This window comes from Vreelandella arcis (genome assembly GCF_900103865.1).
Taxonomy (GTDB): Bacteria; Pseudomonadota; Gammaproteobacteria; order Pseudomonadales; family Halomonadaceae; genus Vreelandella; species Vreelandella arcis.
Map to the genome: position 1 here is coordinate 47877 of NZ_FNII01000005.1, position 24842 is coordinate 72718.

At 60.2% G+C, this 24842-nt stretch carries 20 protein-coding genes; 6 read left to right on the forward strand and 14 right to left on the reverse strand.

Annotated features, from left to right (window positions below):
* Position 1: 1 nt before the first annotated feature.
* The 9 genes from BLR97_RS07010 to BLR97_RS07050 form a co-directional block, all read right to left on the reverse strand.
* Positions 2–1246 carry a DUF445 domain-containing protein gene (locus BLR97_RS07010; RefSeq protein ID WP_089704058.1) on the reverse strand — a complete coding sequence of 415 codons (1245 nt, stop codon included), beginning with the start codon at positions 1244–1246 and terminating at the stop codon, positions 2–4.
* Entirely contained in the window at positions 1243–1884 is a 642-nt protein-coding gene (locus BLR97_RS07015) for a hypothetical protein (protein ID WP_244511252.1), read from the reverse strand. The genes BLR97_RS07010 and BLR97_RS07015 overlap by 4 nt, the downstream gene beginning before the upstream one ends.
* A complete protein-coding gene (locus tag BLR97_RS07020; RefSeq protein ID WP_089704061.1) occupies positions 1881–5564 on the reverse strand; it encodes an ATP-binding protein in 3684 nt (1227 codons plus the stop codon). Before BLR97_RS07020 ends, BLR97_RS07015 begins: the two co-directional genes overlap by 4 nt.
* A 319-nt stretch (positions 5565–5883) precedes the next feature.
* Positions 5884–6738, reverse strand: a complete 855-nt coding sequence (locus BLR97_RS07025) for a glycine betaine ABC transporter substrate-binding protein (protein WP_089704064.1) — start codon at positions 6736–6738, stop codon at positions 5884–5886.
* Between the two features lie 60 nt (positions 6739–6798).
* Positions 6799–8067 (reverse strand): M24 family metallopeptidase, encoded by a 1269-nt coding sequence (locus tag BLR97_RS07030; protein ID WP_089704067.1) that lies wholly within the window; start codon positions 8065–8067, stop codon positions 6799–6801.
* Positions 8068–8119: 52 nt separating this feature from the next.
* Complete coding sequence (locus BLR97_RS07035) at positions 8120–9016, reverse strand: HalD/BesD family halogenase (protein ID WP_089704070.1); 897 nt, start codon at positions 9014–9016, stop codon at positions 8120–8122.
* A 170-nt stretch (positions 9017–9186) separates the two neighbouring features.
* The gene (locus BLR97_RS07040) at positions 9187–10071 is read right to left on the reverse strand and encodes a LysR family transcriptional regulator (protein WP_089704073.1); all 885 of its coding nucleotides are present in this window, start codon (positions 10069–10071) and stop codon (positions 9187–9189) included.
* 135 nt (positions 10072–10206) lie between these two features.
* On the reverse strand, positions 10207–11235 hold the full coding sequence (locus tag BLR97_RS07045; protein ID WP_089704076.1) for a histone deacetylase family protein: 1029 nt from the start codon (positions 11233–11235) through the stop codon (positions 10207–10209).
* Positions 11236–11238: 3 nt separating this feature from the next.
* Positions 11239–11922: a GntR family transcriptional regulator gene (locus tag BLR97_RS07050; RefSeq protein ID WP_089704080.1), complete on the reverse strand. Its 684-nt coding sequence runs from the start codon at positions 11920–11922 to the stop codon at positions 11239–11241.
* Between the two features lie 220 nt (positions 11923–12142).
* On the opposite strand from BLR97_RS07050, the gene BLR97_RS07055 reads away from it, so the two are divergent.
* From BLR97_RS07055 to BLR97_RS07080, 6 genes are all read left to right on the forward strand, one after another.
* The gene (locus BLR97_RS07055; protein ID WP_089704084.1) at positions 12143–13699 is read left to right on the forward strand and encodes an ABC transporter substrate-binding protein; all 1557 of its coding nucleotides are present in this window, start codon (positions 12143–12145) and stop codon (positions 13697–13699) included.
* Between the two features lie 78 nt (positions 13700–13777).
* Complete coding sequence (locus BLR97_RS07060; protein ID WP_089704087.1) at positions 13778–14758, forward strand: ABC transporter permease; 981 nt, start codon at positions 13778–13780, stop codon at positions 14756–14758.
* Positions 14755–15588 carry an ABC transporter permease gene (locus BLR97_RS07065; RefSeq protein WP_089704089.1) on the forward strand — a complete coding sequence of 278 codons (834 nt, stop codon included), beginning with the start codon at positions 14755–14757 and terminating at the stop codon, positions 15586–15588. Before BLR97_RS07060 ends, BLR97_RS07065 begins: the two co-directional genes overlap by 4 nt.
* Positions 15589–15597: 9 nt before the next feature.
* Complete coding sequence (locus BLR97_RS07070) at positions 15598–17238, forward strand: ABC transporter ATP-binding protein (RefSeq protein WP_089704092.1); 1641 nt, start codon at positions 15598–15600, stop codon at positions 17236–17238.
* A 27-nt stretch (positions 17239–17265) separates the two neighbouring features.
* Entirely contained in the window at positions 17266–18645 is a 1380-nt protein-coding gene (locus tag BLR97_RS07075) for an FAD-binding oxidoreductase (protein ID WP_089704095.1), read from the forward strand.
* A gap of 71 nt (positions 18646–18716) precedes the next feature.
* On the forward strand, positions 18717–19826 hold the full coding sequence (locus tag BLR97_RS07080) for a pyridoxal phosphate-dependent aminotransferase (protein ID WP_089704098.1): 1110 nt from the start codon (positions 18717–18719) through the stop codon (positions 19824–19826).
* Between the two features lie 25 nt (positions 19827–19851).
* Here BLR97_RS07080 and BLR97_RS07085 read toward each other — a convergent pair whose 3' ends face one another.
* The 5 genes from BLR97_RS07085 to BLR97_RS07105 are packed head-to-tail and all read right to left on the reverse strand — an operon-like array spanning position 19852 to position 24782.
* Positions 19852–20808 (reverse strand): branched-chain amino acid transaminase, encoded by a 957-nt coding sequence (locus tag BLR97_RS07085; RefSeq protein ID WP_089704101.1) that lies wholly within the window; start codon positions 20806–20808, stop codon positions 19852–19854.
* Positions 20805–21908, reverse strand: coding sequence for a class II histone deacetylase (locus tag BLR97_RS07090; RefSeq protein ID WP_089704104.1), 1104 nt, complete (start codon positions 21906–21908; stop codon positions 20805–20807). Before BLR97_RS07090 ends, BLR97_RS07085 begins: the two co-directional genes overlap by 4 nt.
* Positions 21905–22945, reverse strand: a complete 1041-nt coding sequence (locus BLR97_RS07095) for a histone deacetylase family protein (protein WP_089704107.1) — start codon at positions 22943–22945, stop codon at positions 21905–21907. Before BLR97_RS07095 ends, BLR97_RS07090 begins: the two co-directional genes overlap by 4 nt.
* Positions 22946–22965: 20 nt before the next feature.
* A complete protein-coding gene (locus tag BLR97_RS07100) occupies positions 22966–24240 on the reverse strand; it encodes a TRAP transporter large permease (protein WP_089704110.1) in 1275 nt (424 codons plus the stop codon).
* Positions 24237–24782 (reverse strand): TRAP transporter small permease, encoded by a 546-nt coding sequence (locus tag BLR97_RS07105; protein ID WP_089704113.1) that lies wholly within the window; start codon positions 24780–24782, stop codon positions 24237–24239. Before BLR97_RS07105 ends, BLR97_RS07100 begins: the two co-directional genes overlap by 4 nt.
* Positions 24783–24842 lie beyond the last annotated feature (60 nt).

Consider the following 24842-nt stretch of genomic DNA (forward strand, 5'->3'; position numbering starts at 1 on the left):
GTTACACCGCCAAGCCTAACGAAACGTCGCGGATCAGCTTCACATCATTGTAGGCGCTCGCCCGTTCTTCCTGCTGATGAAGGTGAAACGCGCGCTGCTCGCTGTGCGGTAGGCCCTGGTGCTCGGCGATGACCTGGAACAGCCAGATTTCTGGGGGCCATTGCAGCTCGCTTTGGTTCAGATAGTCCAAGGCGCTAATGGGGGTTTGCTCGGCCCGGTCCACCACGTTGAGGTAGAAGGTTTCGACGTCATCCTTGAGGGCCTGCTGGCGGGCAGCGATGAGCGTGTCTTCGACGTGTTCCGCCGGGCGTGCCGCAGTGACCGACTGGGCGGCACGTGACGGCGTGGGCACATTTTGCAGCAGTGCGCTGATGGTGGGCATATCCTGGGCGCGATCCAGCGCCACGGCCCCGGCGGCGGTGAGGGGGGCTGCGTGATTGAACAGCGCGGGCACCTCGCTGCGGCGGGCGTAGTTGCCGGGGGTGAAGCCGGGGTGCTCGCGCAGGAAGGCGGCCATGCCTGAGACCAGGCGGCTGCGGGCCTGCATGCGGCGAAAACGCGCCATCAGCTCGATCAGGCGGTGCTGCACTTCGCGCAGGCTGGTGTAGTGCTGACTGATCTGCTGCTGCAGCTGGCTGATCAACACCTTGCGCAGCGTGCCGTCGCTGCCGACCAGTTCGATCAACTCGTCAAAGTCGATCAGCGCCAGCCCATCGAGCAGGCGGATCACTTGCTTTTGCGCACGGTCGTTTTCGCGCACTTTATCGTTGAGCTGGCTGACAAAGCCAAAATCGCTGTTGAGCCGCTGCCACAGGCTGTCGATGGCGTCGGCAAAGCGGCCGTTCATGTCATCCACCGCCTGGCGTAGGCGCAACAGTTGCTGCTCCTGCTGCCAGTAGTCGCCGCGGCTGCTGGAATCGCGATAGCTCTGGATCAGGCTGCGGATCAGCTCCAGCGCCTCGGCCACGTCGGCGTTGACGTGGCGCCGGGCTTCATCGGCCACCATCTCAGCGATCAGTTCGCGGACTTTGGGGGTCAGCTTGAGGCCGCCCTGCTCGTCAGGACGCCAGACTATCCGTGCGCTTAGCAGCTTGCGCAGCGCGGTATGACTCAGTCCTTCCAGGGGGACTTGGTCGTTGGTGTAGCCCTGCATCAGCGCCTCGGCGTGGCGGCCCAACAGGGCCAGGCGCTCTACCCCGGTAGTGATCAGGCGGCTTTCCAGCCCCGGCGTTTCCGCGTCGTTCACAGCAGCGCCTCCTGGGTATCCTCGCCCTCGTCGTCCACCGGCAGGTGCTCTTCGTCGCGAATAAAGCGCACTAGTTCGAGCAGGTAGTCGACCTTGCCAGTGACCAGGAATACCTGGCGGTCGCCGTGAGGCTGCAGCAGGTAGCCGTGCTCTCTTAACCGCTTGAACACCTGCTTGACCTGGGCGTCCAACTGGTCGCTCTGGGAACCGAAGAAGCTGTCGGTAGCCAGGCGTTCAATACGTTCGCGCAGGCTGGGGTTATCCTCGCTTTTGGCCTGTAGCTCGCCGGGCTTGAGCACATCGCCGGGGGACAGCACACTGTCGCGGCCCAGGGTTTCCTGCACCAGCTGTAGCCATTCCAGCAGCGGCAGCAGGCTGTTGACGGTGTCGCCCAACTGGCGGGCGAGCTGATCCCGCGCGCTGTCATCCAACTGACGCCAGGCGAGAAAATACACGCATTCCTCCTGGCTGCTGGCCACGCGGCGGTTGAGCGGGCGCAGGTAGCTGTCGATGGCCTCGCGCGTGGCGTCATCCTGGAGGCGCTTGAAGGCACTTTCATCGCTCACCGCGCAGATAAACTCGCCCGCCAGCAGCCGCTCCAGCAGCGGGCCATGGGGTAGAAGACTCATATCGCTCATACCGGCACCTCCTCATGGCGGGCTTTGAGCCGTTCGGCCAGGCGACTTTGGCGGGGCTCGATGCGTTTCAACCGTCGTTTGGCGGGGTCGTCGGCGTCGCGGTCGATCAGGTAGCGGTTATGGAACAGCAGCAGCACGTCGGACTCCGGGTTGGGGAAGGCGCCGACAATATGAATCTGGTTGCTGTCGCAGGCGTCAAACAGCTTTTCGACGTTGTGGTAAGCCAGCGTGCCGATTTCGTCGATGGGCCAGTGGATGGCGATCTCGGCCCGGCCGCGCAGCAGGCGGGTAAAGGCCAGCAGGAACTTGCACAGAATCAGATACGCCATGCCGTGGCTGGACGATTCGAGCAGTTGGCGGTCGTTCTTGATGATCAGGTCGGTGCCGCCTTCGTTGAGGTGCAGCTCCAGGCGCAGCAGGCTTTCAAAGCTGTATTGCTGGTCGCTGCGCAGCAAATCGACCACGTCCGCCAGGGCGTTCAGGTAGTCGTCGCTGGGCAAGGTCTGCTCGGAGTCGCGCCACGCCTTGTAGCGCTGGGCGAACAGCTTGAGCGGCTCCCAGAAGCCGAGTTCGTCGATGGTCGACTGAATGCGCACCTCGGCCTTGCTGATACCATCCAGGCGCAGGTCGTCGGCCACTTCATCCGAGAGGCGCTTGCTCTGGGCGCTGATGCGACGGTTGAGGTCGCGGAACACGGTGAAGAACTTGTCCAGGTCGTCGCTGAGGTTGCGCCCCTGCTGAATCAGCTGTTGCTGCTGGTCTTCCAGCAACTTGAGCATGCCGCCGAGCAGTGGCAGCAGCGCCCGCGGGTCGTCGGGGTCGGCAAGCTGGGCGCGCTCGCTTTCCAGCGCATCGACAAAGCTGGTGCTGGCCCCTTTTATCAGCTGGCTTTCCGCCTCCTGGCAGCCTTTGCGCAGCGTGTCGCGCTCCTGGGCCCGGCGCGAGAGTGCCTGGCGGGTGCGCGACAGCCGCTCGGCGACATCGCCTGGGGCCTCCTGCTGGGGCGTGGCGTCCGAGGTCAGCGTGAGTTCATCGAGCTGCTTGAGCAGCGGCTTGAGGTCGTTGAGCACCTCGTGGCTTTCGCGGCGCTTGGTTTCAAACGCGGCGACGTGCTGCTGGTGGGCCGCCTTGGTGGCTTTAAAGGCCTGCTGATGCGCCTCGCGCTTACGCTGGGCGGCGTCTATCTCACGGCTTAAACGTCCTTCTTGTTCGACCAGCTCTGGCTTGCGCTGCCCCCAGCTCACCCGCATAAAGCGTTTGTAGGCGTCCAGCTCGTCCTGACGGGCGGCGGTGCGGCGGATGTGTTCGTCCAATTGCTGCAGCCGGGTGCGGGTATCCCGCAGTTTTTCCGGGTCGACGCCCTGAGCCTTTAATTCCTCGTCGAACGCCTGCTCCAGCTCTTCGCATTGACGCTTGTGCTCAGCCTTCTGCTCGGTGAGCTGGGCCTTGTACTGCTGAACCTGTCGGTCGATGCTATCCAATTGGCTTTGCGCATCGGCTTTTAGCTCCAGCAGTTCGGCCTGATGGGCGGCGTTGAGCTTGTCCAGCGCGGTCTGGCGTTCGTCGCGCAGAGCTTGCTGCTGCGCTTGTTGCTCCTCTAGGGCGGCCTCGTGGTCGGCCTTGCGCTGGCGTTGCGCTTGGGCATGGCGCGCCTGGCACTGGCGGCGGGCTTCCTGAGCGTATTCGACTTCCTCATCGGCGCGCTTCACCGCCAACTGGGCTTTGCTTAGCGCTTCCTCGGCGGCCTGGACACGCTCGTTATGCCGCTTGAGCTGCTTTTCGCAGTTGCCGAGTTCGGCCTCGGCGCGCACCACAGCGTCGTCCGCCGCTTCAATGGCGGCCAGCAGGCTGGCTTCATCCTGGGCGTAGTCCGGCGGCTCAATCAGGTGGGTATCCAGCACCAGGCCGTAAAGGTCGTCGGTGGGCTGCTCCGTCAAGGTCGGCGAAAGATCCCGCCGCTCCAGCAGCTCGGGGGCAATCACCTTGCCCAGCCGCTGCTCCCATTCGGGCAGGTGGTAGCGCAGGAAATGCCGCAGCGAGCCTTGCGCGGGGTCGCGCTGGCGGTGCAACGCCTGGCTGGTTTGCTGGGCGCGGGTAAGCGTTCGGCGTGCATCCGCGTGGGCCTGTTCGGCGTTATCGCGTTCGCGCTTCAGGCTATCCAGCTCGCGGCGCTGGCTTTCCCGCTGGCTGCTGGCGGCGTTGTGGTCGCTTTGCGCCTGGTCGATCCGCGCCTGAACCAGGGTGGCTTCTTCGCTTTCCTCCGCCGTCGGGCCACTGTGGCTAAGCGCGGCTTTCAGCGCTGCCAGTCGTTCAACCCCCTGGTTGAGGCGTTCCTGAAAATCGGCTTCTGCCTCTTCACGCTGGGTCTGGTAGCGGGCGTCCAGGTGGCGTTGGGCCTCCCAGGTGGCTTCCTGATGCGCGGCTTTTTCTTCGTTGAGGGCATCGACCAGCCCCTGAATTTCTTCGCCCTGGCGGGCCAGCGCTTCGCCCAGCTCGCGCAGCCGCTCTTCCTTGCGGGCCTGACTTGCCTGCACGGCCTCTTGCAGTGCGGTCAGGTGGGTTTTTAGCTGCTCGAACTGCTCGCGTTGTTGGGGCAGCGCGTTGAGGTCGCGCTCAAGGGCGGGCATGTCCGCCGCCTCATAGGCTTCATACTGATCCTGCAGGTCGCTCAGGTCGCGCTGGGTTTGCTTGAGGCCGCTTTCCAGCTCGCTAAGTTGCTCATTCAGGTCATCACGGGCCGCCTCGTAGGCGTTTTTCTCGGCGTCGAATGCCTCTTGCCGCGTGCCCATCTCGGCTTCGGCATCGGCCAGGGTGCGCTCGATGTGGTGGCGGTCGGCTTCCAGTTGCGGTTTCAGCTGCCAGAGTGCGGCTTCCACATCCGCCAACTCGCGGTCAACATCGTGCAGCTTGGCAAGCGAACGCTGCAGCGGTTCGAGACGCATGGACTGGCGCATCTGGTCAATCCACTCCCGTGCCTTGGCGCTGCGGATGCGCGTCACCGGCAGCTCGACGCCGTCCTCTTCGAAAATCGCCGCCAGCATGGTTTTGAGGGTGTCCATCTTGCCCTCTTTGGCGTGCACCGCCGAGACCAGCTTTTCGATATGGCGAATGCGATGCTCGGACTTGACCAGGCTGAACTGCGCGGCCATCTGGCGCAGCTTGAGGGCATCCTTGCGATTGCCGTGGGGCATGATGCCGGGCGTGGGGGTAAAGTCGTTCTGGATCACCGCGCGGTATTCAGAGGTGGCCGTGAGCTTGGATGAGAAAGAGATATTTTCGCGGCGTAAAACACCCAACCACTGGGCGTACTCCAGCGCCACGGCGCCGTCTTCCCCCTCCACCAGATAATCTTCTGGCCGGTAAGGCGCGGCGACGAAGCGATACTCCACCCCGCCTTCTGATTTGCGGGTCAGCACCACCTGGCAGATATTGCCCGCTTCGCGGCGGTATTCGTAGACCAGGTAGCTGTTGCGGTGGGGCAGGTAAAACGCGTCGAACTTCATGCGCGTCTTGGGTACGACTTTATTGGGTAACTCGCCGTAAAACACCGGCACCAAGCGCTGGAGCGTGGTTTTACCCGAGGCGTTGGTGCCACAAATATTGGTGTGGCCGTCCACACTCAGTTCGACCACCCCTTCCAGGTGGCCGTGAATCATCACGATGCGTAGCAGGTGGGCCATGCCTTGTCCTTTCAATGACTATACGGATCGTTTGCTGATCGCTGAAAGTGGCTATAGTGCCAGACACAGACCAAGGTGGCATCCGTTGAGTCCCAAACATCAATTCCAGTAGCCCAATGAAAAACCTTTAGAACGACCCAGGCTAACGGCTGGCCTTTTACGATTTTCCGGCGGCTCACATATCGACCGGCCAAGCGCTAAGACGCTCGCGATAGCCAGCCCTACTACCTATGGCGTGTTGGCGGGATCAGAGGGGGACGCTAGAAAAAGCGGCAAGCTATGGAGATAGGCCGGCCCTGACAGCCGGCCCGGGGTGGGATCAGCCCTCGGCGAGCCAGCCGTCGATGAGATCGCGATGTTCCTCGATCCACTGCTTGGCGCCTTGCGTGGGGTCGCCGACGTTTTCGATGGTCAGCATGAGATCGGCCAACTGGGCGTGGCTCATGTGCCAGGTGTCAAGCATTTGGGTGACCTCGGGATGCTCCTCGCCAAACCCTTTGGGCGACATCCACATGATATCGTCACCACCCCCATAGCTCTTCTTGGGATCTTCTAGCGCCTTCAGGTCGTACTGCGCGTAGGCCCAGTGGGGCTGCCAGAGTGTGACGGCGATGGGCGCTTCGTTGGCATAGGCTTCCTCGAGGGCTGCGAGCATGGCGGGGCCGGAGCTGTTCAACTGGCGAAACGGGAGGTTGTAACTCTTGATGGCGTTTTCGGTCTCGCCGGAGATAGCCGAGCCCGATTCGATGCCAAGGATGGTCGGCTCGCCCTGATAGTCGAAGCGCTCGGCGTTGTCTTTGAGGTCACTGATGCTATTGATGTCTTCCATGTAAGCGGGCACCACCAGTTCGTCCTGGGCGCCGTCGTACCAGGCATCGTGAACGTCGATGCGGTCCTTATAGGGCTCGATGTATTGGGCGTCGCCATGCGGGAGCCAGACTTCCAGCGAGATATCCAGATCGCCGTTTGCGAGCCCGCTGAAGAGCACGCTCTTGCCGGTGGTGGTCAGCTCGACGTCGTAGCCTTGCTCTTCAAGCAGTTGCTGCCACATATGCGAGACGGCGATGTTTTCCGCCCAATTGTTGGTGCCGATGGTCAGCGGGTCGTTGGCCGAGGCGGTCATCGAGAGACCGGCCAGGCCGCAAGCGATAAAAATAGGTGTCAACGGTTTCATACGCGTCCTTTTTTGTGTTCGTGAATCGAAAGGGATGAGAAAGAGTGATGCGCTACGTCGTCATTCTTCCATCAGTATGTCGGAATAGCCGTAGGTCGAGAGACGTTCGATGCCATCCTCAGTAATCAGCACTTGTTCTTCCAGCTTGACGCCCTCGGTGCCATCGCGGTGGCCGATATAGGCCTCGACGCAGAGCGTCATGCCGGGTTCGATGGTGCCGTCGTAGCCGACGTCGTCCCAATCCATGTCGTGGGCGATCAGCGGCCACTCGCCGGTCATACCGCAGCCGTGAACAATATCCAGGTAACGGTTTTCGCGATAACCATCGGGTATCGGCCACGCTTGTTGCGAGTAGTCGCGAAAGCTCATGCCCGGGCGCAGCAGGGCAATGTTGCGCTCGAGCTGGTCGGCGGCCATGCGATAGAGCGCTTTTTGCTCGGCGCTGGGCGCGCCTGCGCCGGACACATGGAAGGTTCGCGAGAAATCGGTGTAGTAGCCGAAGCAACCCACGATGTCCGTATCGAAGGCCACCAGCTCGCCTGGAGCGATGACTTTGTCCGAGCATTCCTGGAACCACGGATTGGTGCGTGCACCGGAGGTTAGAAGTCGAGTTTCGGCGTATTCACCGCCGGTGGCCAGCACGTGCTGGTTGAAGATCGACCACAGCTCGTTTTCGTTCATGCCGGGGCGAATGGCGGCTTCCATGCGCGTCATGGCGGCTTCGGTCAGGGTCACCGAGCGGTGAATGAGAGCCAGCTCGTCGAGGCTCTTGATCGACTTGGCGCCCTCGACCACGGTGGCGGCATCGGTCAATTGGAAGCCGGCCTGGCCCAGCGCCTCGATGGCGCCGGTGGGTGCAGACTCGATGCCTAGACGCTGCCCCTGGGTATGCGAACGCTCGAACAGGCTGCGGATGTCATCGACGAAGGCCTGGGTATGTACCGCGCAGCGAGGACCGCTGTACTGCGGCATCACCGCCCGGGCGGGATGCACCTCGTCGAGTAGCTCGGCGTTGGCCGCCAGGTGCAGGCAGGCGCTGAATTCAAACAGCACCACTGGGCCGTCCGCCGCCACGTAGAGATAGCGCGCAGGGTTACGCTGCGAGTAAACCTGCATGTTGCGCACGCCGCAGGCATAGCGAATGTTGATGGGATCGAACAGGATCACCGCATCCAGTTGGTGATGCTTCATTTGCTCGCGCAGGCGTTGCAGCCGGTAGCGCTCGACGCGCGACAGCAGCGCGGCGTCGAGCGTGGCATGGCGGAAGCTCCCGCCGGCATAGGGGCCGCCCGTGGGAACTGATCCGGCGAGTGACACGATATCGCCCATGGCAAGGCATCCTTTTGTGAAGTGGATAAATAAGGGTCGCGTTCAGTAGCACCTAGCCCATGAGCGCGTCGTGACGGCGCTGATTATCGGCGTCGATGTGTTGCTGCGTAACGCGGCCGTAAATCCGCTTGGTGTGCTCCAGGCTACCCATCATGTCGGGCGTCTTGGCGTACCCCAGTAGCGTGCAGAGACGTTGGCCCTTGGCGGCGGCGACGCGGTGCATGGAATAACGTCCTTTGAAGAGCTGCAGGTCGCCAGTGTTGAGCGTCAACGATTTGACGTCGGTGTGGTCACCCTCAAGTACGCGTTGCACGGCAGCGAAGTTTTCCTCGCCGGGGCGGCGGATATTGGGCACGTACTGGAATTCGCCGCCTTCAATGGGACGCCGCGTCATCAGGCTGACAATGAATTCGTTGGTGTCGAAGTGCCAGGGCAGCTCGGTGTCGTCGGGCATCACGTTGATCACCAGCCCCGCGATAGGATCGGCGAACTCGTAAATCACCGGCTCTTCGAGGCAGTCGGCAACGAAGCGCTGGAAGTCAGGGTCGCGATAAAGCTGCTGGACAATGGCATCCTCGGGGATCAGGTCACGCGCCACGAAGCCATTGGTGTAGTGCTGGAAAAAGCGTGCAGGGTGATCCTCGGGCAGAGACGGATCGTCCGGCGTGACATAAGGATTGACGTTGTTGTCCGAGTAGAACGCCTTTGGCGCCAGGGCCTCACTTTCCTCGCGCAGCGGCTCGATAAGATCTTTCCGGATGAAGCTCGATAGCAGCGCACAGCCGTCGGTACGCAATTGTTGACGAACGCGCTCGACCGCCGATTGGTAGGCGTCACTATCGCGCTGCAGGATAGGGTAGCGTTCAAGATCGATGAAACGCGCTAATGGATGGCGGTCATCGGTGGCGTCTTGCGAGGCCGGTTGAGTTCCGAGCGTAGCTTGTGACATATATTGCCTCTCCTGATAGTTCGTGAATGATCAGTTGTTGCTAGCAGATCGTTGCTAGGGAGTGGCAATACAGTAAAAGTGTGGGGACGGGGATACTAATGAGAATGTCCGACCATCTGCGACGAGATTTTTATCGTTCCAGCTCGCGCCGAGGTGGATACGGCCTTATCTCACACGTCGGTTCGGTAGAGATGGCGGAGCGTGGCCGCCAGCGGCTCGGCGACGGCGGTGATACGTGGCGTTTGCGCATAGGCCAAATACCAAGGAATGCGCAGTAAGTTACCCGCCAATGGCCGCATGACGACGCGACCGGCGTAATGCGCATCCTGAACGGCCCAGCGCGATAGGATGCTCACACCCTTGCCAGCAGCGACGAGCTCAAGGATCAGGGCGACCGACTCAATCTGGACCATATGCGACGGGTAGACACCGGCTGGCTGGAAGAAATGCTCGAACTCATGGCCGGACTCGGGGGTGATGCTGTAGGTAAAGTGCCGCCCCTGATCGAATACCTCGGCGGGCACTGCGTCGCTTTGTGCATAAGGGTGCTCGGGCGGCAAAACGGCCACCAGTGGCTCCTCGAACAATAACTGGTGGGCAATGCCACGCTGCGAGGGCACCTCAATCATACAGATCATGTCGACGCGACTGGTGAGTAACGCCGTGGTCATGTCCGCCATGGACAGGCGTACTAGGTCAATGTCACGCGCATGCTGGTCGTAGAGATGTGGAATCGCCCTCGAGAAGGTGTCGTAAGGGCCGATGCCCAGTCGCAAAGCGGGTTCGGTCCGGCGTGCCAGTTGCCACGCCTCGAGCTCGGCGCTGCGCAGTCGAGGGAGCACTTCATGTGCAGTCTCAAGCAGCCGCTCTCCTGAGGCGGAAAGCGTCAGTCGGCGTCCTTCACGGTGAAAAAGCGCCACACCCAGGCGGCGCTCCATTTCACGAATGCGATGCGTAGCCGCAGGCTGAGTAATGCCGATAGCGCCAGCAGCATCGTGCACCGTGCCGTGAGTGGCAATGGCGTCTATCAATACGTAATACTTGATATCCAGCATGGGACTCAGGGATCTCTTGAGAGGTGACGCGTCGCGTGAAACGACATGCTAGCACCGGCCAGTTTCTTTTGAATACGCCGTGTTCCATACATTACCTGGCCATCTTCATAAGGCGTGGAAATACTGGCTTAATCATCAGGGCGTTTTGTTGCCGAGCAGCCCCTCAAAAAAGTTCGCCGCGTTGGCTTCCAGCCCTTCCAGGTAGTATCCCCCTTCCTGCACCACCAGTGTGGGCAGGTTCAGGCCCGCTACTGTGCGGCCAAGCTGACCAAAGCCTGCTGTGGAGACGGCGACTTTCGCCTGGGGGTCGCGCTCGTCGATATCAAACCCCAGCGCCAGCACAATCGCGTCCGGCTCAAACAGACGAATGGCCTTGCAGGCCTGTTCGAGACGGTCAAAAAACACCGACTCTTCTGACCCGTGGGGCATCGGCAGGTTGATGTTGTAACCCAGCCCGGCACCACACCCGCGCTCGTCTTCGAAGCCGGTGACCGCCGGGTAGAAGTTGGTGGTATCGCCGTGGATCGAGATATACAGCACATCGTCGCGTTGGTAGAAAATTTCCTGAACACCCTGCCCATGGTGCATATCCGGGTCCAACACAACCACGCGGGGGTAGCGCGAGGTAAGGTGCTGCGCGGCAATCGCCGTATTATTGAGGAAGCAAAAACCACCGGCGGTGTCGATGCCCGCATGGTGGCCCGGCGGGCGCGTTAACGCATAGGCAAAGCGCTCACCGGCCAGCAGCGTTTCGGCAGCGGCCACCGCGCTTTGCGCGGACCAATAGGCGGCTTGCCAGGTGTGCTTGCCCACCGGCGCGCTACCGTCGGCCAGGTAGCACGCGGCTTCCGCCAGTATGCCTCGCAGGGCGTTGGGCGAACGTACGAAGATGTTGGAGATGACTTCTTCGCCCCAGTCTTCTTCAAGCGCATGCCAGCGCTGGTAAGCACTTTCAAGAAAGCGTAGATAGGCCAGCGAATGCACCGCCCTCAGTGGTGCCACGCCGTAATCGGCGGGTGTCTGAAGCTCAAAGCCCAGCTGTTTCGCGGCCGCCTGCAGGTGCTGGGTACGCTCGGACACTTCCAACGGCGTGCGCATTTTCCCGCGGGAGAAGTAGGTTTGCGGCTGGTGAAGCATTTGGTCAGCGTGAAAGAAGGTCTTCATCCGTTACTCCCCCGTCTCGCCCACGCCCTTGACCACGAAGTCGCGGGCCACGCCAATATGGTAGTCAATGGCCTCACGGCAAGCCTCGGGACTGCCGCTATTTAGCGCTTCCAGTAACTGGAAGTGGCTCGTCGCGATGGTCTCGGGGGCTTCATGGGTTTTGGTGATTAAAGTGATGCACAGGCGCAGCTCGTGGGTCAGGTTATCAAACGCAAGCAGCAGCCGTTCGTTGCCTGCGTAGTGCAACATTAAGCGATGAAACTGCAAATCCTCCTCAATGCGGCGTGTGCCGTCGTTGCCTGCTGCTGCCTCACATAGCACCTCTACCTGCTGATTTAGCGCACGCTGGGCCTCGGGCGTATAGCGCTCGGCCAGGCGCTGAATGGCATGGCGCTCAAGGCACAGTCGTAAATCAAATACATCGTCGAGTTCAACGGCATTCAACGCGCGAACAAAGAATCCCCGGCGGGGTTTTGAGACCAGCAAACCACGGCTTTCGAGAAGCCGAGCGGCCTCACGCACCGGTGCACGGCTAACACCCAAATCCCGGGAAAGCTGTACTTCAGAAAGCCGCTCACCAGGTAAAAACTGTTGCTGAATAATTGCTTGAGTCAAATAGTCAGCGACTTGATCAACCAGATTTTGCTGTTGGATAAAGGCCTTGGGGGCCGACGTTAATAAGGCCATAAAAAATCACTCATGGGGGCGACGCAATTTTCAGTATGACGAAAATAAACCTGATGTCGACGAACGATTGCCGACTGTCGACAGTTTTTTGAAGCGCTGCTATGTTCAAAAAGGCCCTTTAAAACACAACAACCGGCCACCTCATCACGCCTCGCTCGCCTAACGATAACGCAAGCCATTGCGTGCCATGCATTGGCCTAATAACCGAGGAGCAGGAAACATGAAGACACCATTGGCTTTGGCTATTTCCGCTGCAGCACTCGCCTTTACCTCTACCACTCTTGCCGACGACCCCAAGCCAGGAGGAACCGTCAATACGATTGTCCAGCCGGAACCGCCAGGCTTGGTACTGGGCATGATTCAAAACGCCCCCACGCGCACCGTGGCGGGCAATATCTACGAAGGGCTGCTGCGCTATACCACCGACCTGGAACCCATGCCGCAACTGGCAGAGTCGTGGGAGGTTAGTGACGATGGCCGCACCTACACCTTCCATCTACGCGATGACGTTACCTGGCACGACGGCGAAGCCTTTACCGCTGAGGATGTGGTGTTCTCCGCCGATGTGTTCCATCGCGAATTGAACCCCAGCGCCCGGGCGGTGCTGCAACACGTGGAGAGTATCGAAGCCACCGACGATCACACCGTGGTATTTACCCTGACACAACCCTTCGGCCCGTTCCTGCTCTCCTTTGAAGCGGGCACCTTCACCATGGTGCCCGAGCACCTTTACGCGGGTACCGAGTTCCGCGATAACGAGCACAACGACCACCCCATTGGCACCGGCCCGTTTAAGTTCGCCGACTGGGAACGCGGCACGGTGATCGAGCTGGTTAAAAACGAGGAGTACTACGAAGACGACCTGCCCTACCTGGATGGCGTTAACTGGCATGTGATCCCCGATGGCGCCTCCCGGGCGGTGGCGTTTGAGAACGGCACCATCGACGTGCTGCCCAGCGGTACCGTCGAAAACTTCGACATTCCGCGTTTGGCGGAAATGGATAACGTCTGTATGACCGAAAAGGGTCACGAGTACTTCAGCCCCTTCGCCATGCTGTGGATGAACAACCGCGAAGGCCCCACCGCCGATAAGCGCTTCCGCCAGGCGGTGATGTACGCCATGGATCGCGAATTTGCTCGCGATGTACTGTGGAACGGCCTGGGCAAGGTGCCGCTTTCCGCCTTTGGCTCTAATGCGCGTTTCCAGAACGATGACCTGGAACCCTACGACCACAACCCCGAGCGCGCACGCGAGCTACTGGACGAAATGGGCTACGACGGTGAAGAGATCACCATTCTGCCGCTGCCCTATGGCGAAACCTGGACACGCTGGGCCGAAGCCGTGCAGCAGAACCTGCGCGAGGTGGGGATCAATGTAGAAACCCAGGCCACCGATGTGGGCGGCTGGAACCAGCGCCTGGGCGATTGGGATTACGACCTGGCCTTTACCTACCTGTACCAGTACGGCGACCCGGCACTGGGTATTTCACGCACCTACCTTTCCGACAACATTGCCAAGGGCTCGCCCTGGAATAACGTCGAAGGCTACGAAAACGAGCGCGTTGACGAGCTGTTTAACGAGGCCGCCACCGCCTTCCCCGAGGAAGAGCGCGAAAAGCTTTACCGCGAAGTGCAAGAGATCCTTCACGAAGATGTGCCTGTTGGCTGGCTGATGGAGCTGGGCTTCCCGACACTCTACCGTTGCGATGTGAAAAACCTGGTGACCTCCGGCGTGGGGGTTAATGATGGCTTTAAGGATGCTTGGCTAGACCGCTAAGTTCAGGCCCTACCTAGGCGGCGCCAGCCGCCTAGGTGTTTCAGCCATGTCTTGAAGGTATTCGTCAGGAAACTACTTATGGTCTACGCTCGCCTAATTCTCATGCGGCTGTTCAAAGCCGTGATTGTGCTGTTTTTAATCGTTATTTTTAATTTCCTGCTAATTCAGTTAGCCCCCGGTGACCCGGCCGCTATTCTGGCCGGCCAAGCGGGCGCTGCCGACCAGGAATTTCTTAACCAACTGCGCGAACGCTTTGGCCTTGACCAGCCGATGTATGTGCAGCTTTGGCGCTATGTGTCGGGCATCGCCATGCTCGATTTCGGCTACTCCTACCGGTTGGGTGTTCCGGTATTCGACCTGATTATGGACCGCTTACCCGCCACCCTGCTGCTCACCGGCACGGCCTTTGTGCTCTCTCTGGTGCTGGGCATTGTAGCGGGCTCCATGGCCGCGGCACGGGTTAAAAAGCCCTCCGGCTCATTGATTATGGCGCTCGCGCTAGTGTTCTACGCCACCCCGCTATTCTGGGTCGCATTAATGTCGGTGGTGGTGTTTTCGGTCTACCTGGGCTGGCTGCCCGCCTACGGCCTTTACACCGTTGGGGCGGACTACACAGGGTTTGCGCTGGCACTCGATATCGCCAAACACTTGGTGCTACCGGCAACTACCTTAGCGCTGTTTTTTATGGCGATTTACACCCGCATGACGCGCACCTCGATGCTCGATGCCGCCCAGCAGGATTACGTCAAAACCGCCCGCGCCAAAGGCTTAAAGCCCAGTATTATCCAACGTCGCCATGTGCTGCGTAACGCGCTGCTGCCGATTATCACCCTGGCGGGCCTACAGGCGGGGCAAATGGTCGGCGGGGCGATACTGACCGAAACCGTGTTTGCTTGGCCGGGCATCGGGCGGTTGATGTTCGAAGCCCTTGAACAGCGCGACTACAACCTGCTGTTAGGTATTTTCTTCTTCTCGGCGGCCTTGGTCATCGTCTTCAACATCATCACCGACTTGGTGTACAGCCTGGCTGATCCACGCATCAAGAAGGGGGCCTCATGAGCTTTTTCGCGCGCTTTGCGCAAAACCGTGGCGCCCTGGTGGGGTTGATTATTCTGCTGGTGATTATCGCCATGGCGATACTCGCTCCGCTGTTGTTTCCTGAATCGCCCTGGCGCATGGTTCAACGGCCGTTTTTGCCGCCGCTCTCGCAAGATGGCTTTCCCCTGGGCACCGACACCATGGGCCGCAACGTAGCGTCAGGTTTGATGCACGGCGCCTGGGTATCGCTACTGATTGGGCTGGTATCCACCAGTGTGGCGCTGCTGATTGGCGTACCGCTTGGGGCTATTGCGGGCTACTACGGCGGGTTGATTGACGATGTATTGATGCGCTTTACTGAGTTTTTCCAGACGATCCCCAACTTCGCGCTGGCGATTGTGCTGGTGGCCATCATGCAGCCCAGCATCACCTCGATCGTGCTGGCGATTGCGATTGTTAGCTGGCCGCCGGTGGCCCGTTTGGTGCGCGCCGAGTTTATGTCGCTGCGCAACCGCGAATACGTGGAGGCCGCACGCTTGGTCGGCCAGTCCAACACCACGATCATCATTCGCCAAATCCTGCCCAATACGCTGTCGCCGATTATTGTGCTGGCTTCCTTGATGGTGGCCACCGCCATCTTGCTGGAATCAGCGCTGTCGTTTCTCGGCCTGGGGGATCCTAACGTGATGTCCTGGGGCTATATGATTGGTGCGGCGCGCACGGTGATTCGCCAAGCGTGGTGGCTGAGCTTCTTCCCTGGGGTAGCGATTTTGCTCACCGTGCTGGCGTTAAATCTCGTCGGTGAAGGATTGGACGACGCCCTGAACCCCAAACTTTCCCGCGAGCGCTAGGAGCCTCTTATGTCTGCAACAGAGAATCAAAGCGCTGAAACGGTACTCAGCATTCGCGACCTAAGCATTGCGCTCCCCAAAGGGGCGGATCGCGCCCTGGCGGTGGAGGACGTCAGCTACGACGTGAAGCGCGGGGAGATCATGTGCGTGGTAGGCGAGTCGGGGTCGGGCAAGTCGATGGCTGCCAACGCGGTGATGGGGCTACTGCCCAAGGGCGTACGCGCCACCCAAGGCGAGATACTCTTTGAAGGGTGGAACCTTCTCGCCATGACGGAAAAACAGCACCGCGCCCTGCGCGGCCTGAAGATCGGCATGATATTTCAGGAGCCGATGACCGCCCTTAACCCGCTGATGCGTGTCGGCGCACAAATTGCCGAGGTGTTTGAGGCCCACGGCCAGTTCACGTCTAAAGAGCGCCAGGCCCACGCCCTAGAACTGTTAATCGAGGTGGGTATACCCCAGCCGGAGAAGGCCATTCGCGCCTATCCCTTCGAGCTTTCCGGCGGGCAGCGCCAGCGGGTAATGATCGCTATGGCACTAGCGCTGGAACCCATTCTGCTGATTGCCGATGAGCCGACCACGGCGCTGGATGTGACCACCCAGGCGCAGATTCTCGAGCTAATTCGTGACCTTCAACAGCGGCGCGGCATGTCGGTGATGTTTATCACCCACGATTTTGGTGTGGTGGCCGAAATCGCCAACCGTGTCTGCGTGATGCGCCACGGCAAGATTGTCGAACTGGGTGACGCCAGACCGGTGCTTGAGAACCCCCAAGACAGCTATACCCAAGCGCTGATCGCAGCGATTCCCAGCAACGCGGTACCGCCCCACCGTGAGACTAGCCAGGTCGCCCCGCTGCTGGAAATCAAGCAGCTCAATAAAGTCTTTCGCTCCCGAGGCGGTTTATTTAAGCCTGCGCGGGAAGTGCGTGCCCTTGACGATATTTCGCTCACCCTAGCCCGCGGTGAAACACTAGGCATTGTGGGAGAATCCGGTTCAGGCAAGTCCACCCTAGGCCGCTGCGTGGTACGTCTTGAGCACCCCGACAGCGGCGAGCTGCTGCTCGATGGCGTTAACCTTTCACAGCTCAAAGGCGATGCGCTGCGTCGTGAACGCCGCCGGGTGCAGATGATTTTTCAAGACCCTTACGCTTCGCTTAACCCTCGCACCAAGGTGGGCATGGCGATTGCCCAGGGGCCGATTGCCAATGGCACACCCAAGGCCGACGCACTTAAGCAGGCGGGCGAGCTGTTAGACATGGTCGGCTTGGGCGCCAGCGCCGTGGAGCGCTTTCCTCACGAATTTTCCGGCGGCCAGCGCCAGCGTATTGGCATTGCTCGGGCGCTGGCGCTCAACCCCGAGCTGATCGTGGCGGACGAAGCCGTCTCGGCGCTGGATGTGTCGATCCAGGCCCAAGTGCTGGAACTGCTTGAAGAGCTTAAACAGCGGCTGTCGCTTTCGCTGCTGTTTATTACCCACGACTTACGCGTCGCCGCCCGGATTTGCGACCGCATTGTGGTGATGCAACATGGCCGCATTGTCGAGCAAGGCAGCGCCGAGCAAATTTTCCTCGCCCCAAAAGAGGCGTATACCCAAGACCTGCTTAAGGCGATTCCCGGCCGCGAAGGCCCCATGGCGGCCACTGCGTAAATTGTTTAATGGCAAGAAGGATACCCAATGCAGATAACCCTGGAAGCACTGCGCGATATTGTGGGTTCTTCCCATGTATTGACCGGCGAGGATGTACACGACCGCCGCGTGGACTGGATGACCAGTGCTCCCTGCCAGGCAGGCGCGATTGTTCGCCCTGCGGATACCCAGCAAGTCGCCGCCGTGATGCAGGCGTGTCACGCCGTGCAGCAGCCGGTGGTCACCCACGGTGGACTGACCGGGTTGGTACACGGTGCAGAAGCAAGCCCTGACGAGCTGGTGATATCCCTTGAGCGCATGAGCGCGATTGAAGAGGTTGACCAAGTGGGAGGCACCCTCACCGTGCAGGCAGGCGCGCCGCTGCAGCGTGTACAGGAGGCCGCTAAAGAAGTCGACCTACAGTTCCCGTTGGATCTGGGTGCTAGAGGCAGCTGCACGATTGGCGGCAATATCGCCACAAATGCGGGCGGCGTCCGGGTAATACGTTACGGCATGATGCGCCAGCAGGTGCTTGGCCTGGAGGCGGTCATGGCCGATGGGCGGGTGGTCAGCTCCATGAACCGCATGTTGAAAAACAACGCCGGTTTCGATTTAAAGCAGCTGTTTATTGGTAGCGAAGGCACCCTTGGGATTGTGACCCGTGCGGTGCTGCGCCTGCAGCCGCCCACACCCAGCGAGCAAACGGCGCTAGTGGCCTGCCCCTCCTTTGAGGCGTTAACCGGGCTACTCAGCCAGATGGGCAAAACACTCGGCGGCAGCCTCGGCGCGTTTGAGGTGATGTGGCAAAACCACTACCGCTTGCTCACCGAAACACTAGGCCGCCACACCCCGCCGATTGCCACCGAGCATCCGTTTTATGTGATTATTGAGTCCCTGGGCAGCGATACCGAGCGTAATGCCATCCAGTTCAGCGAGGCGCTAGAGGATGCGTTAGAGAGCGAGCTGATTGTCGATGCGGTGATTGCGCAATCAAGCACCCAGCGTGATGGGCTATGGGCGATTCGCGAAGACATTGAAGGACTGATCCAAGGGCTGTCGCCGGTGCTTACCTTCGATGTCAGCTTGCCGATTGCCGACATGCAGCGCTACACCGATGCCCTGGAAGCGCAGCTAACGAACCGCTGGCCCGAGGCGCGACTGGTGGTCTTTGGCCACCTGGGCGATGGTAACCTGCATATTTCCGTTAGTGCGGGAAGCGATGCCGCTGAAGTTCGCCGTGAAGTGGAAGCCATGGTCTACCAGCCGCTGGCCGCGCTGGGCGGGTCGGTTTCCGCCGAACACGGCATTGGCCTGGAGAAGCGCCCGTGGCTAAGCACCTGCCGCTCCAGCGCCGAGATCGAGTTGATGCGCACGCTCAAGCAGGCGCTAGACCCGCTCAATCTGCTGAATCGCGGTAAAGTACTTTAAATAAACCCGCTAAGTTAATCATTAATGCTGTTTTTAAAAATCGTTTTTAGAGATCGCTTTTAGGAATCAACATGCCACGTTACCCCGAGCACTTAACCGGCGAAGGCCCGCATAACCCCTTCCCAGGTATCAAAGTATTAGAGCGCAAGCTTGGCCAAGCGATTCCCCATCGACTGGGCTCTAACGAAGGCCTGGATATGCCCCACCGTGCGCTGCGCGAGCATTTTGGCGACGCCCTGGCCGAACACGTTTATTGCTACGGCGATGCCGAAGCGTTGGGCGTGCGCCAGCGCTTGAGTGTTCAGCAAGGTATTGCACTGGAAACGATGCTGGTAGATGCCGGTGCCGATAGTTTAATCGCCCTGGCCCTGCGCACCACCTGCGAGCAGGGGGAAACCGTTGTGAGCACCGCAGGCACCTACCCCACCTTTGGTTATTTTGCCAAAGGCCAGGGCTGCCGCCTGATTGAACCCGGCTACTATGAAGCACCGGGCGTGCTGGCCCCTGATCTGGAAGCCCTGGCGGCGGCCGCGCATAAAGAAAACGCTCGCTTGGTGTATCTGGCCAACCCGGATAACCCCAGCGGCCACTTACATAGCGACAGCGCGATTCTTAAGCTGCGCGAAGCGCTGCCCGACACCTGCTGGCTACTGATGGACGAGGCCTATGGGGATTTCCGCGATGACGCAGGCAGCGAGTTCGCCGCTAAAGCGCTTCCGGGAGTGATTCGCCTGCGCACATTCTCCAAGGCCCACGGTTTGGCGGGCCTGCGTATTGGCTACGCCATCGCCGACCCCGAGGTGCTGGCGATGATGATGAAGGTGCGCATTCACTACGCGGTCTCCACCTTGACTCAGGCCGCCGCCGAAGTGGTGCTCGACCACCCAGAGGAGGTGCACCAGCACGTCGCCGAAGTAAAAGCCCGCCGAGAGCAGTTGGCAGAACACTTTCGTGCGCTGGGTGCCGATGTGTTGCCCAGCGCCACCAACTTTATCGGCATTCGCTTACCCAGCGCCGAACTCGCTGAGCGAATCAACCGCGAGCTATTAGAAGCCGGTCGATTAATCGCCCGCCCGGCGCACCCTGCCCTCGGCCACGTGCTGCGTATTACCGCGGTCGCCGATGCTTTGGAGCCTGGGCAGTTGGCCATTCTTGAGCAGGCCATAAAAGAGCACGGCTGATTCGGCCTACTCCTCGTACTCCGGCTTAAGCTGACGTTAGCCAATGGCGAAAATCATCCAGCTCGCCGCGTACTACCTGGCGATATAAGTGCTGTAGTTGAGCCGTCACACTGTCTCGGCTGATGGGCTCGTTGACAGGCGGTGCACCCGCGCGCCCGCCGATGCGCCGCCCATCAAGCTCGCGCAGTGGCAGTATCTCGGCGGCGGTGCCGGTTAAGAACGCCTCATCGGCCGTGTACAGTTCGTCGCGGGTCATACGCCGCTCGCGCACTTCGATGCCCAGCACTTTTTGCGCTAGCTGAATCACACTATCCCGGGTGATGCCTTGCAGGCAGGAAGTCACTTCTGGCGTGTGCAGCACACCATCGCGTAGCAAAAAGACATTCGCCGCCGAGGCCTCGGCTACATAGCCCTCCGGGTCGAGCATAATGGTTTCATCAAACCCGGCTTTAAGCGCCGTATTCAGCGCCAGTATGGAGTTGACGTAGTGGCCGTTGGTTTTAGCCCGGCAGAGGCTGATATTGACGTGGTGGCGCGCCCAGGAAGAGGTTAGCGCCCGCAGCCCGTGAGTCGCGGCCTGGGGCGAAATGTAGGGACCTAGATCCCAGGCGGCGACCATTACCTGGGTGGTCAGCCCCTTGGCACGCAGCCCTAAACCTTCCGCACCGAAAAACACCGTGGGCTTCAGGTACGCGCTGTTCAGGTTGTTTTTGGCCAGACACTCACGCTGAACGTCGATCAGTTCCGCTTCGCTGAACGGCAGTGGCATATCCAGCGAATGAGCGCTTTCTGCCAAACGTCGGGTGTGTTCTGCCACGCGAAATAGATGCGTGCCGTTGGGCCCAGCGTAGGCCCGCACGCCCTCAAAACAGCCCATGCCGTAGTGCAGAGTATGGGTAAACAGGTGCACCTTGGCGTCGCGCCACTCTCGCCATTCGCCGTCCTGCCAAATCCAGCCGTCGCGATCATAAAGCGGTGTCATCGGTTTGTTTGCTCCCACTGTTGGCACCAGCTATCAATTAGCGTCTGCTGGTGCGGCTGCAGGGCCTGATAGCCCCAAGCAGCAATTTCATCGTTTTGCGGATCGGGCACGGCAATCGCACTTCCCGCCAGGGTTTGGATCACCGCGTGGCCGCATAGCGGCGCATAGCCTTCCGAGTAACCGCCTTCGTGAATAAACACCAGTTTGCCTTCACTAAAGCGCTCAGCGAGGGCCGTCAGCTGGGCGGTCATATTGGCAAACGCCTGGCTATTGAGCAGCATTTTGCCTAATGGGTCTTTGGCACAGGCATCAAAACCACAAGCCACCACAATTAGCTCGGGATTAAAGGACTCCAGTGCGGGCAACACCAGCTTCTCCATGGCGTACGCATAGGCGCCCAGGCCACAGCCTGGCGGCAACGGCAGGTTGAGGTTGGCACCCACGCCGTCACCTTCGCCCTGCTCATCAAAGCCACCGGTTTCCAGCGGATAATTAGCCGCCTGATGGATTGAAACGGTAAACACCTCGGGGTCGCCGTAAAACGCCGCCTGCTGACCGTTGCCGTGGTGAACGTCCCAATCGAGTATCGCCACGCGGTTAACCTGCCCCAAAGCGCGGGCGCGCATCACCGCCACGGGAATATTGCCCAACAGGCAGAACCCGCGGCCTTGATCGGCTTCGGCATGGTGGCCGGGCGGGCGACACAGGGCATAGGCGTTGCTGAGTTCACCCAGCGCCACGGCTTCGACGGCGGCGATGGCTAACCCGGCGGACTGAGTGGCCGCCGCCCAACTGCCGGGCATATAGGGCGCGCAGTCGCCGCCGTTGCCGCCTCGCGCTTTATCCCCTGCCTGCAGTTTGTCTAGGTAGCGCGGGGTGTGAAAGCGCAGCAGATCTTCTAGCGACGCGGCAGACGGCTTCACCACCTGAAGCTCATCGATCAGCCCGCTGACTTCGAGAATGTTCTTCAGCCGCCGCTTGCTTTCCGGGCTTTCCGAGGCGGCTTGGGGCTGCAAAAACTCACCGGGCGCAGAAAACACGCCAATCGCGCCTTGATCGTGCCAAAAGCAGCGTTCGTGCCAGTAAAAGCCCGTACTCATGGCTTAGCCTGCTGAAAGCCCTGCATAAAGGCGGTCAGGTTGGCGCTTAGATGCTCGGTGGGGTAGCCACCTTCCTGAACAATTACCATGGGTTGCGAAAGCGCCGCCAGGCGTTTACCTACCTCGACAAACGCCTCGGTTTCCACCCTGAGCCCTGCTAGCGGGTCATCTTTGTGGGCGTCTAAGCCCAGCGCCACCACCACGGCCTCCGGTTTAAAGCGCTGCAGATGGTCAATCAACATCGCTAGGGCATCGAGATATACATCTCCGTCAGCGCCCAACGGCAGGGGCAAATTGACGTTGGCCTCCTCGCCTTCGCCGCTGCCGATCTCATCAGCACCGCCCCAAAAGAAGGGATAGAAATCACTGGGGTCAACGTGCAGCGATCCCGTCCAGACGTCACCACGATCATAGAAAATATCCTGGGTGCCGTTGCCGTGGTGCAGATCCACATCGATGATCGCCACCTTGGCAAAGCGCTCGCGCAGTACCGTGGCAGCCAGCGCGGAATTATTCAGCAGGCAAAAGCCCCCGGCGCGCTCAGGCCCGGCATGGTGGCCGGGTGGGCGACACAGCGCGTAGGCCACTGGCGCGCCATTAAGCACCGCTTCGGCCGCGGCTTCGGCGCTCGCGGCTGAGGCCAACGCACCTTGAAAGCTGGTGGCACTCAGTGGGCAGGCCATATCGTGCAGGTGCCACCCCGCCTGACCGATCGGATGACGCGGGTAGTGATGACCACCGCCGCAGGGGTGAATGTTGGGTGCGACAAACTCCGCTGCATCAGGCAGCGCCTGCCAACGCTCATAAATCGTTTCCAGAAAGCGTAAATAGCGCGGCGTGTGAATCTGCTCCAAGCGCTTGCGCAACATTGGCGAATCGGCCTCGGCAGGTGCGGTCAGCGTAAGCCCTGCGCTTGCCAAGCCTTGGGTCAGCAGCTCGGCGCGAACTGGGCCTTCCGGCGACGGTACGGGCTGGCCGCGCAACAGAAAAGTCGGCGGGGCGTGGTACGCCTGGTCGGGGTGGTAAAAGCATTTCATGATTGAGTTTTGGCAGCCCGTTAGAGTAATGAAGGAATCCAGGTGGAGAGCGCTGGGAACGCCGCTAGCAGCACAATCACCACTAAAAACGACACGTAAAACGGCAGCGAAGCCACAATCGCCCGTTCGTAAGGCACCTCGGCTATTCGCGCGGCGGTCATCAGCGTCATCCCCACCGGCGGTGTCACGTTGGAGATATTGAGCACCACGATCATCAAAATGGCGAAGTGCAGCGGATCGAAACCCAACTGAATCATCGCGGGCACCAATACCGGGGCAATCACCACCAAGGCGGGCAGTACGTCCATCACCGTGCCAATCACTATCAGTAGCAGGCAGACCAGCATCAATTGCACAAAGGCTGCGTCGCTAACGGTGGTGATCATGCTGGCCGCATCCCGGGCAATGCCCGAGCGGGTGACGAACCAGCCCAATACCGCCGACGTTGCCAGCAAGAAAAACACCACGCCGGAAAAACGCACCGTGGTGACCAGGGAGTCCCAGATCTTGCGCCAGGTGAGATTACGGTAGAACACCACGCCAATCACGATGGCGTAAACCGCGGCAAAGCCGGAGGCCTCGGTGATCGTGGTTAATCCTGAGAGAATACCGCCGAGAATAATCAGCGGCACCACCATGGCGGGCAGCGCGACTAAAAATGCGAAAATCGCCGCTTTAAAGGGTGTCGGCGCCGCCTTAGGATAGTTACGTTTCCAGGCCAGAAAGAAGCTAACGCCCAGCAGCGCCAGCGCCATTATTAAACCGGGGATAATCCCGCCCGCGAACAGGTCAATCACCGAAATATCCCGCAGCAGCGTGGCGTAAACCACCATCACTACGCTGGGGGGAATAATCGGCCCAATGATCGATGAACAGGCGGTGACCGCGGCCGCATACTCGGCGTCGTAGCCCTGCTTTTTCATCTCGGGGATCATGATTTTGCCGATGGCGACGGTGTCGGTCACTGCGGCACCGGTCAGCCCGGCAAAAAACACCGACACCGAGATATTCACGTGGGAAAGCGACCCGCGCACCCGGCCAAACAGTGCATTGTTAAACGCAATCAGCTTATGGGTCAGCCCGCCCTGGTTCATCAGCTCAGCGGTGAAAATAAAGTAAGGCACGGCGATCAGCAAAAAGCCCGAAACGCCGGAGAACATTCGGTCGGCGATGATCCCCAGCATACGCTCGCCGCCCATGGCAAAACCGCCCGCCAAGCCCGACATGGCCATCACCACGGCCACCGGCGTACCAATAAACAGCAACAGAACAAATACCACAATCGCAGGTGTCATGAGCGGCGCTCCCCATCGGTGGTATCAATGAGCTCGCCAATCGCGTCTTGCTCATCAATAAAATGCTCAAGCAGTGCAAAACCATGAACCAAGTGCAGCAGCATCATGACGCCGCTGATGGGCACGACGATGGCGGTAAACTTGCTGGGAATGCTGATTTGTGCGGAGACCAAATAGACCTGGGTCGCGGTGCTGAAGTAGTTCCAGCCGTACCAGGTCAGCATTAGCGCAAACAGACCAATCACCGCCAGACAGAGCCCGGCAGCCACATACACCATGACCCTGGGCAAGCTGCGTACCAGCAGCGTCATGGCCACGTGTTCGCCGTAGCGCAGCGAAATGGTCATGGAGAGAAAGCCGATCCACGGTAAAAACAGCCGCGCCAGCGAGTAGGTCCAGCTTAGCGTGCTGCCGGTCACCAGCTTGTAAATAAACGCGGTAAATGAGATGCCGAGCATCGTCAGGACACAGCCCACACAGATTACGATGGCCACCTGATTGACGCTATCGCTCAGGCGGCGCAACGGTTGCAATATACCCATAAGCAAACCTCATCACTACGCCTCACAGGCCGGGGCGCGCCATGTCGCCCCGACGTTGAT

Coding starts and splice junctions, on each gene's coding strand:
- BLR97_RS07015 (WP_244511252.1), bottom strand. CDS start 1,884: ATGAGCGATATGAGTCTTCTACCCCATGGCCCGCTGCTGGAGCGGCTG.
- BLR97_RS07020 (WP_089704061.1), bottom strand. CDS start 5,564: ATGGCCCACCTGCTACGCATCGTGATGATTCACGGCCACCTGGAAGGG.
- BLR97_RS07025 (WP_089704064.1), bottom strand. CDS start 6,738: ATGAAACCGTTGACACCTATTTTTATCGCTTGCGGCCTGGCCGGTCTC.
- BLR97_RS07030 (WP_089704067.1), bottom strand. CDS start 8,067: ATGGGCGATATCGTGTCACTCGCCGGATCAGTTCCCACGGGCGGCCCC.
- BLR97_RS07035 (WP_089704070.1), bottom strand. CDS start 9,016: ATGTCACAAGCTACGCTCGGAACTCAACCGGCCTCGCAAGACGCCACC.
- BLR97_RS07040 (WP_089704073.1), bottom strand. CDS start 10,071: ATGCTGGATATCAAGTATTACGTATTGATAGACGCCATTGCCACTCAC.
- BLR97_RS07045 (WP_089704076.1), bottom strand. CDS start 11,235: ATGAAGACCTTCTTTCACGCTGACCAAATGCTTCACCAGCCGCAAACC.
- BLR97_RS07050 (WP_089704080.1), bottom strand. CDS start 11,922: ATGGCCTTATTAACGTCGGCCCCCAAGGCCTTTATCCAACAGCAAAAT.
- BLR97_RS07055 (WP_089704084.1), top strand. CDS start 12,143: ATGAAGACACCATTGGCTTTGGCTATTTCCGCTGCAGCACTCGCCTTT.
- BLR97_RS07060 (WP_089704087.1), top strand. CDS start 13,778: ATGGTCTACGCTCGCCTAATTCTCATGCGGCTGTTCAAAGCCGTGATT.
- BLR97_RS07065 (WP_089704089.1), top strand. CDS start 14,755: ATGAGCTTTTTCGCGCGCTTTGCGCAAAACCGTGGCGCCCTGGTGGGG.
- BLR97_RS07070 (WP_089704092.1), top strand. CDS start 15,598: ATGTCTGCAACAGAGAATCAAAGCGCTGAAACGGTACTCAGCATTCGC.
- BLR97_RS07075 (WP_089704095.1), top strand. CDS start 17,266: ATGCAGATAACCCTGGAAGCACTGCGCGATATTGTGGGTTCTTCCCAT.
- BLR97_RS07080 (WP_089704098.1), top strand. CDS start 18,717: ATGCCACGTTACCCCGAGCACTTAACCGGCGAAGGCCCGCATAACCCC.
- BLR97_RS07085 (WP_089704101.1), bottom strand. CDS start 20,808: ATGACACCGCTTTATGATCGCGACGGCTGGATTTGGCAGGACGGCGAA.
- BLR97_RS07090 (WP_089704104.1), bottom strand. CDS start 21,908: ATGAGTACGGGCTTTTACTGGCACGAACGCTGCTTTTGGCACGATCAA.
- BLR97_RS07095 (WP_089704107.1), bottom strand. CDS start 22,945: ATGAAATGCTTTTACCACCCCGACCAGGCGTACCACGCCCCGCCGACT.
- BLR97_RS07100 (WP_089704110.1), bottom strand. CDS start 24,240: ATGACACCTGCGATTGTGGTATTTGTTCTGTTGCTGTTTATTGGTACG.
- BLR97_RS07105 (WP_089704113.1), bottom strand. CDS start 24,782: ATGGGTATATTGCAACCGTTGCGCCGCCTGAGCGATAGCGTCAATCAG.